The organism is Pseudomonas sp. A39 (assembly GCF_058145955.1).
Genome location: NZ_JBYVMD010000014.1, coordinates 39,204 through 50,316, shown reverse-complemented (window position 1 = coordinate 50,316; position 11,113 = coordinate 39,204). Strand labels below are relative to the sequence as shown.

Annotated in this window: 9 protein-coding genes; 3 read left to right on the top strand and 6 right to left on the bottom strand. The window is 52.7% G+C overall.

Annotation, left to right across the window (positions count from 1 at the left end):
* Positions 1 to 51: 51 nt before the first annotated feature.
* Genes AC3ZU9_RS13465 through AC3ZU9_RS13455 form a run of 3 tightly spaced genes read left to right on the top strand, consistent with a single transcriptional unit; the run spans position 52 to position 3,415 of the window.
* The gene (locus AC3ZU9_RS13465) at positions 52 to 1,302 is read left to right on the top strand and encodes an ABC transporter ATP-binding protein (RefSeq protein WP_191628105.1); all 1,251 of its coding nucleotides are present in this window, start codon (positions 52 to 54) and stop codon (positions 1,300 to 1,302) included.
* 55 nt (positions 1,303 to 1,357) lie between these two features.
* Positions 1,358 to 2,719 (top strand): polysaccharide pyruvyl transferase family protein, encoded by a 1,362-nt coding sequence (locus AC3ZU9_RS13460; RefSeq protein WP_256577197.1) that lies wholly within the window; start codon positions 1,358 to 1,360, stop codon positions 2,717 to 2,719.
* Between the two features lie 33 nt (positions 2,720 to 2,752).
* Entirely contained in the window at positions 2,753 to 3,415 is a 663-nt protein-coding gene (locus tag AC3ZU9_RS13455) for a 2OG-Fe(II) oxygenase (protein WP_093544906.1), read from the top strand.
* Between the two features lie 96 nt (positions 3,416 to 3,511).
* On the opposite strand, the gene AC3ZU9_RS13450 is transcribed toward AC3ZU9_RS13455, so the two are convergent.
* The 6 genes from AC3ZU9_RS13450 to AC3ZU9_RS13425 form a co-directional block, all read right to left on the bottom strand.
* Complete coding sequence (locus AC3ZU9_RS13450) at positions 3,512 to 5,086, bottom strand: FAD-dependent oxidoreductase (RefSeq protein WP_093544776.1); 1,575 nt, start codon at positions 5,084 to 5,086, stop codon at positions 3,512 to 3,514.
* On the bottom strand, positions 5,076 to 6,359 hold the full coding sequence (locus tag AC3ZU9_RS13445; protein WP_490090841.1) for an NAD-dependent epimerase/dehydratase family protein: 1,284 nt from the start codon (positions 6,357 to 6,359) through the stop codon (positions 5,076 to 5,078). The genes AC3ZU9_RS13450 and AC3ZU9_RS13445 overlap by 11 nt, the downstream gene beginning before the upstream one ends.
* 2 nt (positions 6,360 to 6,361) lie before the next feature.
* Positions 6,362 to 6,769, bottom strand: a complete 408-nt coding sequence (locus AC3ZU9_RS13440; RefSeq protein WP_490090840.1) for a GtrA family protein — start codon at positions 6,767 to 6,769, stop codon at positions 6,362 to 6,364.
* On the bottom strand, positions 6,766 to 7,557 hold the full coding sequence (locus tag AC3ZU9_RS13435) for a class I SAM-dependent methyltransferase (RefSeq protein ID WP_224795813.1): 792 nt from the start codon (positions 7,555 to 7,557) through the stop codon (positions 6,766 to 6,768). The genes AC3ZU9_RS13440 and AC3ZU9_RS13435 overlap by 4 nt, the downstream gene beginning before the upstream one ends.
* 79 nt (positions 7,558 to 7,636) lie before the next feature.
* Positions 7,637 to 8,662, bottom strand: coding sequence for a glycosyltransferase family 2 protein (locus tag AC3ZU9_RS13430; protein ID WP_046035899.1), 1,026 nt, complete (start codon positions 8,660 to 8,662; stop codon positions 7,637 to 7,639).
* A gap of 12 nt (positions 8,663 to 8,674) precedes the next feature.
* On the bottom strand, positions 8,675 to 11,092 hold the full coding sequence (locus tag AC3ZU9_RS13425) for an ArnT family glycosyltransferase (RefSeq protein ID WP_490090839.1): 2,418 nt from the start codon (positions 11,090 to 11,092) through the stop codon (positions 8,675 to 8,677).
* Positions 11,093 to 11,113 lie beyond the last annotated feature (21 nt).

The following is an 11,113-nucleotide window of genomic DNA, read 5'->3' as shown; positions in this document are numbered from 1 at the left end:
CGTCCTTTTAAAGGCTAGTCTGTTCGAAGAGACTTACAAAAGGACTTATCAATGTCGCCTGATATAGCCATCAGTGCCGAAGGGCTGAGCAAGTGCTATCAGATTTATGATGCGCCGAAGGACCGCCTGCTCCAGATGGTGATGCGCGGCAGGAAACGGTATTACCGAGAGTTTTGGGCCCTTGACGATGTTTCGCTGACGGTCGCCAGAGGTGAGACCGTCGGGATCATCGGTCGCAATGGAAGTGGCAAATCTACGTTGCTGCAACTCATTTGCGGAACCCTGATGCCAACCCGTGGCACGGTTCGCGGGCAGGGGCGAATTGCCGCGTTGCTTGAGCTGGGGGCAGGCTTCAACCCGGAGTTTACCGGCAGGGAAAACGTCTATATGAACGCGGCCGTGCTGGGCCTGAGCCGTGCCGAGATCGACACCCGTTTCGCCGAAATTGCCGCTTTCGCCAATATTGGCGACTTTATCGACCAACCTATCAAAATCTACTCCAGCGGGATGATGGTGCGGTTAGCCTTCGCGGTTTCGGTCTGTGTAGAGCCCGATATTCTGATCGTCGATGAAGCACTCTCGGTAGGCGATGCGTCTTTCCAGTTCAAATGCCTGAACCGCCTGGAAGATTTGACCGCGAAGGGCACCACACTGTTGTTCGTGTCCCATGACATGAGCATGGTCAAACGCTTTTGTCATCGCGTCATTTATTTACGCCAAGGCCGAGTCATTGCCAGCGGGGCACCCGACGAAATGGCGGAGTTGTATCTGCTCGACATGCGCGACGAGCAACGCCAATGGGCCAGCGGCGGCGAAATCCCGGTAACGCGAAAACTATTTATGGGAGCCCATGAGGGCATTGCCTTCGGTACCAAAGAAGGGCACATCCTTTCTGCCTGCTTTACCAACACGCAGGAGATGTCATCGAGTTACATGCACGGCGACGAAATCGAGATGCATGTCGAGGTATTGCTCCATGAGGCCATCACCCGTCCCAACATCAGTTTCACCATCCAGGAAGCGAAATTGCTGGTAATCGGAGGGGAAAACTTCGCACTACAGCCGGGCCCCGCCGAAAACGGATGGCGCCATGCAGCGATCACTGTGCGCTTTGCGGCCAACCTTTGTGCCGGACGCTACCATGTCACCCTGAAACTGCTGCAGGGCGAAGCTGAGCACACCTCGCAACTCATAGAGAAGCAGGTAGCACCGTTGGCATTTGACATGCTGCCGAATCAGAAGAGCTTTCTGGGTTTGGTTGACCTTGGCCTGGAACGTGCCAGGCATAACGTCAATGAATGACTAAGCTCCGTAATGGACTAAGCAGTAGCGGAATCATGGAGAAAGGACTTTGGCAGTGTTCATAAAAGATCCCGCTTGGCAGGTCGCGATATTCGGTACCTTCGATGTAGAGAACTACGGCGATCTATTGTTTCCCGTTATCGCGCAAGCGCAACTGACCCAACGATTAGGCGCGGTCGAGTTGCACCGTTTTTCATACAATGCGAAAAGCCCCCCCCATTGGCCTTACACCGTCACCTCGGTAAACGATCTTCCTGAGGTGGCCGCGCAACTCGACGGCGTTCTTATCGGCGGTGGCTTCATTATCCGTTTCGATAAGGTGGTCGCCCACGGCTACATGCCTCCGAATTCAGGTATCCATCATCCCACGGGCTACTGGCTATCGCCGGCGCTGATTGCCCATCAGCATGGAGTCCCGGTGATCTGGAACGCCCCGGGGATGCATTGCAACGATATTCCCGAGTGGGGCAAGCCGTTGCTCAAAATGGCGTTGGAGTACAGCCCATGCATACGAGTGCGCGACGAACCTTCACGGAAAAGCCTGAACGGCCTCAGCCCTGCCGCCGATATCCAAGTGCTGCCGGACACAGCCTTCGGCCTGCCGGACTTGATCGACGAGCAACATCCCAGTAAGGCTTTCGCCGAGTTGCGTGAAGCTTATGGGCTAGATAAACCGTATATCGTGATCCAGCCGATTCATGTGGTCGAGCCACTGTTGCAGCTGTTCGAGAAACATCCGCAGGTGCTTTCCGGCTATCGGCTGCTGGTTCTTCCAATAGGCCCGGTATTGGGCGACCACCCACTGTTAGTGTCCAGCCGTATTCCCGGCACGCTCACCCTGCCCTTCTGGCCAGCCCCATTATTGCTGGCAGAAATCCTCGGCCACGCTCAAGCAGTCATAGGCCATAGCTACCACTTGGCTATCAGTGCATTGGTATTTGGCGTTCCGGTGTTTTCCACTGCTGACCTGGGTACTGGCAAATACACCGCGTTGGCGAATATGGCTCAGATGCACGCCCTTCCACAGGCAGAGGAACTGACGGAGCACTGGTTCCGCTCGCGCTTAGGCAAACGTGAGCCAAGCGCTGCGATAACGGCGATGAGGGTCGAGCTGGCCAGCTATTGGGACCACGTTGCGACCATCATCACCCAAGGGAAGACCACGGCTTGCGAAGGTCTCAATCGATTCTGGCAGTATCTGCCTACTCTGCTGGAAAACGGCAATCCCTCCCCTGCGCCATCGATCGCCGCGTCAACACCTACGCTCGATTTCTTGAACATCGAGCTCAACGCCCGGCAACAACAGATCTACCAGCTCACCGAGCAGCTCACCGCAATGCAGAACTCGAACAGCTATAAACTCACAGCACCACTGCGCTCACTGCGACGTGGTCTCAGCAAATGGAGGGCCCAATAAGTGCGACCTATCCTGAACTTGTCGGCGCTCAGAATGGGCTCGCTGGAAACCGCCCCCTATTCCTGGGCCGAAATAACCAATCTGTATTCCGCAGAGGATGCCGCCGCGCTCGCGGCTACTTATCCCCATGATCACTTCAAGACTGTCACCGGTTATGGCGGCGAAAAGAACTATGACTACGAGGCCCGTGCCCTGCTGCCCATGGGTGGCGACGCTATTGCCTACGAGTCGGAACTGAGCGAAGCCTGGCGGCGCCTGGCCAGGGACCTGTGCAGTGCAGCCTACCGCGACGCTCTTGGCGCCCTGACTGATCAGGATCTGAGGCAGGCCCCCATGGAGGTCAACGTGTTTCACTACGGCGCAGGGGCGAGCTTAGGCCCGCATCCCGACTTACCGGATAAACGCGTTACCCATATTCTCTATTTCAACGAGTCCTGGGATCCCGCCTATGGTGGGTGCCTGAACATTCTGCGCGGCAAGGACCCCGAGGCAGTGGTGGCACTGGTCGAGCCTCTGGTGGGAAATTCTGCCGTGCTGGTACGTTCGGACCACTCCTGGCACGCAGTCTCACCCGTCGTACCCAGCCAGACCGTCTCACGCAGAAGCGTGACGGTCACCTTTTACCAGCAAGGCTCCCGGAGCTCGATGTGGCCTGAGGGTGACAACACACCCCTGCACCGCTACCCGGTCGACTGATCAGGAAGGGGCTTGAGGGATAGCGAAGTCTATAAACACCTAAAAGCCCCGCACCTGCGACGCCGTCTCGGGACGCAGGTGCTGCTGACGGTGCCCTTACTGCAGTTGTGTCACGAGGGAACGTCCGATGCGGTCCGCGTTCGCCATGATTGTCAACGTGTGAGATTTTTCGGTAAGGCTGGGCAGGCAGGCGCCGTCCACAACATGTACGCCAGGCAGCCCCTCCACTTGGCCCAAAACATCCGTTTGACCGATCCTAGGGTTCGAATGCATGGGGAGGGTTCCAGCGTAGTGGATGTCCGCTCCGGGTTTGGCGCAGGTAAAGCTCATGGGCATCAGAACCGCCCCCATTTTCCAGTAGATGCGACGCAGCTTCGCCTCTGCAGCGCTCATAAGCGCCGGCACCTCTGGCTGGAAGTCTCCACTGATCTTCAATGAACCATCAGCATTCAAGACTGCCGTGTTTTTGGACAAATGACCGGGCAGAAAGACATTGCCGACAAGACAGGCACTCAGCAGATTGTTCAATAACTCAATGCTGTATCGCTTGCCCATTGGCATTCGGTTGACAAATTCGGTCATGGGCAAGCCCGTCGTACTGAACGTTGAGCCAAAAGCCGTAGCGCTCTCCGTCAGCTTGAGCGCAAACGATAGCTGACCCAATCCGAATGCTGGCACTCTAGGGGCACCGAGCAATTTCGGTAGCCATAGCAAAAACGCTGCTGTCGGCGACGAGAGCAAAGGCAATGGGCCTGAATGATTCAAATGCTTAAGGGCTATCCGGGTCGTGGCCAGTGTGCCAGCGGCTAGCAATAAACGTGTACCCGAGTAGCGTTGCAAGGAACAGGGGTCGGTAACGGTCCAGGCCCCATCGTGTTTCAGCAAATCATCGACCAAAAAACCTTGAACGTGCCGAAAGCCTGGGTACTGCTTGAGTTTCGAGAGCTCTTGCGACGCACTGTACAGCGCCTGATTTTGACAGTTCCACAAACAGTTTCCCGATAGATCACAGGCTTGACGCTCTCCAATAGGCTGGCTCAAAACCGCCACTCTGGAACGACCTAGTCGAAACCCCAGATCAGGAAAAGTGTGCGACTGGCGAGTGTAGTTATCCAGCAGTCGCTGGTGCAGCCTGTCCAATGGCAAGGGCGGCTGCGACCATTCATCCAGACCAAAGTAGCTGGAAAGATCATCCTCGACCTGACCGCTGATACCCATCCGGCGCGAGACTGTTTCATAAGACTTCTCCAGCTCGCGGTAGTCGATGGGAAGGCTGGAAAACTCACTGGCGGGCAGCCGCGCGACCCCGCAGCCCCAGGCATTCGAAAGCCCGCCGGTTGCCAATGATCCTACACCGATGAAATTATCGGTTTTAATGCGATTGCCCGCGCTGAACCCCTTGAAGACATGAGCATGAGCAGGCGTTTTGAGCTTGGGGGAGATTGCGTCCAACTGATTCAACGCATGGAAATCTTCGCCGATCATCCATTTCCACTGATGCTCATCGTTCATTCTGCTCGCCAGAAATGGACGCTGCGGTACTGCCGATGAGCCTGCATCGCGCTGAGCATCCACCATGAGGACCTTCAGGCCCGCTTTAACCAACGGATAGGCTGCCGAGGTACCTGCGGGCCCACTGCCGACAATGATCACATCAAACTCAGACGTCACGTGCAGGCTCACTGTTCAGAAACAGCCGACAAACGAAGGGGCGGACCACCAGCTTCGGGATATGCCACGCAAGCTCTTTAACCAAGGTAAATCCCAATGCTGCTATCGCGCAGGCAAAGCTGCGAGGCTGCACCGTGCCGATAAAGGTCGTGGCTCCCTGGGTGCTGGCTTCGGCGATGCTGAGCGCAACCTGGAGGCGCCAGGACAGCTCCTTACCCTGAGGCGTCTTCAAGATATTCGGATTATCCAAGAGGGTCAGTAGTATCGGCCAGCGCACCAACAAGCGTGACGCCATGATTGAGCACGTTTTGTTCGCCCGCTCCAGTACCCTCACGTACCGACTGATCAAGCTGATGCGAGCTGGTTTTTTTAGTAAGTAACTCAACAGTACAACCGCTTCCTGAATGAGCAATCGCCGTTGGCCATGACCAGAGCGATGCATACCATGACTAATGGGCCGCAACTCAATGCCCAGTTTCGTCAGGGAACTCTCAGTATTTATGAGTGGCAGATTGATCAGTGAAAAAATTCGCTCCAGCCCCAACCGGGTACTGATTGTTTGCCCGAGCAGCAATACAAGCGCCCTGAGTAAGACCACGGGCACCGGAAATGGAAAGCGGATGGCTTGAACCCGATAAAGAGCTATCGATTTGAGAAAGTGGGTGAAGGTAATAGGTTGTACCGCGCCGACATTGAAAATTTCGCCGTTGATATCGTCGCGATCCACTACAGCCAAAATCGACGCTGCCAGATCGTCGACATGAATAGGCTGGATGCGAGGCGCCGGCATAAAAACCGGAAAAAATGGGAACTGGCGTACCGACTTTGCCAACACCCCAAAGAGCCCGAACTCCGGGCCGCCATACACCTGCCCAGGACGAATCACGCTGCCTCCGGCAGCCAACACAGCCTGCTCGATACGCCATTTTGTTAAGCCATAAACGCTGGACGCCGCAGGATCAGCCGTCTGGCTAGAGATAAAAATAAACTTGGCTGAGGCTTGATGGGCACTTTGGATCAGTGCTTGAGCCGCCTGTACCTCATCATCTGCACTCATGTGAGCACCCGTAGAGGTGTCGGCCGCCAGATGAATAATAGCTTTTGCACCTGAAGGGCAATCAGGGGCGGGGCCGAGTAAGTCATAGGGGACCCATGAATAGGCCGTAGAGCAGGGTCGACGCGTAGCGCAGATAACGTCGAACCCGCGTGTGGACGCCAAAGCTGTCAATTGCTGTCCGATATAGCCTGTCGCCCCGGTAATGAGTAGCTTCATTGCTATAGGCCTTTGGCTTGATCAGAGGAGGCAGGATCATGCTTGTCGGAATGAAATACGAACAACTTACTCACCCAGTAAGTCATCAGCACGCACGCCACGTCAGAGATAAATTTCAACGAGGTCGGGCTATCAACAAAATGCATTCCCACGCCCAGCAATGCCGATGCCATTGGAATATTGATAGCGAGCAGCGAAAAATAGCGTAACGCCTGGGACTGACGACTGCGGTGGGTCGACTGGAACGTGAAGTGACGATGCAGAAAAAACGCAAAGACCCCAGCTATCACTTTACCGGCAACATTGGAGAGCACCGGTTGATCGTTGAATAGCGACAGTAGCAACAAAAAAGAGCCCATATCCAGCGCGTAAGCCATGACTTGAATGGCGCCATACCGAATAAAGGTCAAGACTTTCTCCTGATAACCACGATGTGATGAAGCCCGAGCAAGCGTCTCACCGGATAAAGCAATTTTTCAGTCAATTTTATCAAGGGGATCAAGAGGTCAGGCAGCAATTGCCGGAAATTTAGTCCTCCCGAAATAAGGTATCGGGGATAATTGCTGCACACTTCTTCAGCGACGATCTCCAAGTCCGGGTACTTGAGCTCAAAGACGTCTCTGTCACGAACAAAAACGATATAGCTAAGCGCTTGGTTGGCGCCGTTCATGGGCCCTGCTGACGGGGTTTCCCAAGTAGGGAAACGCTTGTCGAACCCTTCGGACGTGAACAGACGCTTATAGATGAAAGACGCCAGACACCCGTGGTAAGGCTCGATCAAAATAGCCCCACCACCTGGCTTGAGCGTTCTTTGAAGCTCCGCGAAAAACCGATCAGGGTGCGGAAAATGATGAAAACAATTTTGACCATAAAAAGCCCTGACCGAACCGTCCTCCAGGCTCATTGCCTCAGCGTTCAATGCCCTGTCCAATTGCTCGGTAAAAACGATATCCGTAGCAAGCACTTCAGGATACGAATTACGCATCGGAGCAATACCCGCGCCTAACTCAATCTCCAAGCCTTCGACGTTGAAGTAACGATCTGCCAAACGATGAAACGAGTGATGAAACTCGAAAAAAACCTCCCGAAGCATTCGCTTGCGCTCCAGTATTTTCTCGTGCAATTCAAGACGTTCGAGGCCGTCTACATCAAATTCATTAAGCGATGGCTCCGATAAAAGCTCTCTCAGTGTCTTCACTGTTTTATTCTCGCAATGGTATTTCTTTTACGACCGAAAAATCCCGGACTGCAATACAGAACGAGCACTTATAGACGCTTTAATCAATGCGCTTTTTTTCCCCACGCGCAAGACGCTCTCGGCGTTTCCTATGACGAGGGCGAGTGGGTACAGTCGCGATATCGTATCCTAGAAACGCCAGGATTAGCTGTATGCCCGCGAGTATCGGAAGAGCACTCAGCATGACTGTCCCGGCAGGGGTTGGAATTCCACTGTTCATTGATTGCAACCAGTGATACCCACCAAAAACAATACCAAAAACAATCATAATTATGCCGCTCGGCAACTCTAAAGATGCCAGGGACATATTTCTTAAATAATAATTATAAAACAGCCTTTTAATGAAGTTCCTAGCATGTTTGATCAGAAACTCGCCGACGATACTGGATATTTTTAGATTACTGACTTCCTCGGCATATTTCGCTTCCATTGGAACATCCACCACAACCGCTCTTAGCGTATTCAATCGGAACAATATATCTGTTTCAAAAAAATAGCGCTGACTTATTCTATCAAGCGGTAACAACTTTGCTACATCTCGGTGAATGGCCGTATAGCCGTTAGTGGGATCAAAAAGATCCCAGTAACCCGTTGAAAGTTTTGCCATTAATGACAAGATAGCGTTACCAAAAACACGCAGTCTCGGCATCGACCGCACCTGCTCCAAATCAAAAAAACGATTGCCCTTCGTATAATCTGCCTCTCCCGCCAAAATCGGGTAGACAAATAACGGGATCAAGCCGGGATCCATCTGACCGTCCCCGTCAACTTTGACGATGATGCTCGCACCATCGGTAATGGCTGCTTTATAGCCGGTCATTACCGCACCGCCGACCCCTTTATTCGACTCATGCCTCAGCACAATGACGCGAGGATCAGTAAGGTGGGCTTGCACATAGTTGCCGGAACCGTCTGGGCAGGCGTCATCCACGACATAAATGCGCCAGACGTCAGCACCTATGTCGTTGATGACCTCCAGAATGTGCGCCGTCACCTTGTAGCAAGGAATAACAACCGCAATAAGGTCTTCGTCTTCTTCGCTGCATGGTTCTACTTGTGAGTTCACGTAGGTCACCGTTTATTGCTTGAACGAAACAGACTTGAACACCAGCGGTTCTTCTGTGTGGCCCGAAGCATATATGATTGCCGTCGTCGCCTGTGCTGGAGCGGTCACGGTCATTTCATGACTCTGCCAATCACTGCTGCAGGTGTAGACCTGTATGTTTGTACTGATAAACGCACCTTGAGCGTCGTGCCAGTTGACCTGAATACGCCCTTGCGTAACCCCTGCGGAACAGCGGACAGACACACTATTCTTGTAACTTCGGCCCGCCTCTACTGTTACAGCTTGGGTCGCGGGTTCCTTTACATTCACGCTGAATATTTTTTGCGAATCATCATAAGTTAAAGGCGAAGCTAAACTCCACCCTTCCGCCGATAACAGCTCACTGTTCTTCAACATTTCCAGAGTGTACCGAGTGGTATCATTGTATCGTCGCAACTCTATCCCGCTCAGCGTAACGACCGGAAGTGAAATATGCAGGAGTAACTGTAGCTTTTCTGCTGTCAATCGAGTCGGATCTATAATCAACCAGTCGACTTTTCTTTGCCGAAAAAGCTCAGATAATTGACGCTCTGTTTTTACTGAATCAACGTCAGCCAGCCATCGCATGTTGTACCAAGACGCATAAAGCGCGTCGCTTTTAAGCCCCGCGACAAGCGGGCTGGCAAAAACTGCAACAGGACGCTGTGATGAGTTTAAAATATTTAAAATTTCCACCAGCTTTAGAATCGGCATATGATCATTTAAATAATCGTCACGCCCTTGCTTGCTAAGTACTGCATCCGGTAAAAGCTGCCCATAATAAGTGGACGATTGAATAAACCATATATTAAAGAAAACTAAAAGACCTCCAAGTGTTCCTCCCAATATCTTTATCAATTTTGGTGTATTTGAGAAAGGTAAAACAATCACTGCACACACGATCGCAAAAGAGGGAAATACGTAGCGTAGATAGGCAGTAGAGTAATAGGTGGCGATCATCGCGCCGATGCCGATTAATAAAATACCCAGCGCCCTACGATGATTTCGAAATAAAAGAATAACCGCTACCGCGGGAATGAGCAGCCACTGAAAACCAGCGGAGCCTGCCCTGCCTTCAATAAAGCGTTCAGACGCAAACGTCATCGCATATAGGGTTTTCCACGAAAAGCCCTTATCAAAAAGCGCCGGCGCTTGAAAGTCAGAGAGAGGAAACCTTGACGAGTGAAAAACCGTGTTAAAAAAAGGAAATATCGGATTTCCCGTTATGTACCAAGAAAACGCATACGGTATAGCGCCGGCGATCAAAAAGAGTAGCGTGCCCACGAGCAGCCAAGGAACCAGCCCACGCTTTGCCCAGGCCTTGTGTTGGAATAACATTGAAATTAACAGAACCGGGAGAATGCTGAGTGTTACCGCCTTGGTAGCGATGGCAAAGCCTAACAAGGTGCCCGCCAACACTAGGTTAACAAACCCCTCTCGATGATTCTGTGTGCCGTCCGACATTCTCAAAATCGAAAAGATCGCCGCTAGCGTGAACGCCGTCCACACCGACTCGATGAATAGGCTGGTTGCTTCGGAAAACACTAATGGGGTCGACAGGAAAATCAGTACTGCCCAACGGGACTGACCGCGGCTTCCCCCGGCCCAGATTACAAACTCACGAATTTGCCAGGCAACAATGAGTATAAAAAACGTATTGGTCAGGCGTGCCGCTGTTTCCCCGGCCAGCATATATACCAGGCTGTAAATCCAATCGCCGAGCATTGGCCACAGTGCCCAAATATAGGTATCTACATCAAACCCCCACTGATGGCGTTCCAGGAGATGAGCAGGGATAAACAAATGCATGGCCAGAGCGTCATGGCCCACTTCGGGCATGAAAGCGATGACCACGTACAGGGCAGCCAGGCTGCAAACAGCCAGATCGAGAGTACGGGCAACAATTGAAGGTGATTGATCGGTCGCGACTGCTTGGCAGAGCTGGAGGATAAGCGATCGCACATGCTGCCAATTGATGAGGAAGGGCAGTGACAACAACGCCGTATATGACGCCGGGTAGTTAATGGGGAAATGGGCCGCAAGCCCGACCATCGTTCCCAATATCCCGGCCCCGAGGAGTAGGTGCAGGGACCATTCGCCGGGTTTCCAGCGCCCAAGAATCTTATGGCCTAACAACGTCGATGACACGCTGAATAAAAGAACTGTCAGTAACGGCCACACTTGGCCACACGCGACGGTGACCGTCACAATCAAACCCGCCCCCACTATCAGAGGGGACATCTTGCACACTGTCGAAATGACCGCAGCGCCTATTGCAAATAACGCGATAAACTTGATGCTATTGTCCACAATCGGAAAGTTAAGGGACAAAAAGCCTGGCAGGCTAACGACCACGGTGGCTAATACAACAACTGCTATGATGAGTAACTGGACGGGTTTTCTAAACAACATGAAGCCTCTCTTATAAATCGT

Excerpts from the sequence above, each read along its gene's own strand:
- AC3ZU9_RS13465 (WP_191628105.1), top strand. The coding sequence starts at position 52 with ATGTCGCCTGATATAGCCATCAGTGCCGAAGGGCTGAGCAAGTGCTAT.
- AC3ZU9_RS13455 (WP_093544906.1), top strand. The coding sequence starts at position 2,753 with ATGGGCTCGCTGGAAACCGCCCCCTATTCCTGGGCCGAAATAACCAAT.
- AC3ZU9_RS13445 (WP_490090841.1), bottom strand. The coding sequence starts at position 6,359 with ATGAAGCTACTCATTACCGGGGCGACAGGCTATATCGGACAGCAATTG.
- AC3ZU9_RS13425 (WP_490090839.1), bottom strand. The coding sequence starts at position 11,092 with ATGTTGTTTAGAAAACCCGTCCAGTTACTCATCATAGCAGTTGTTGTA.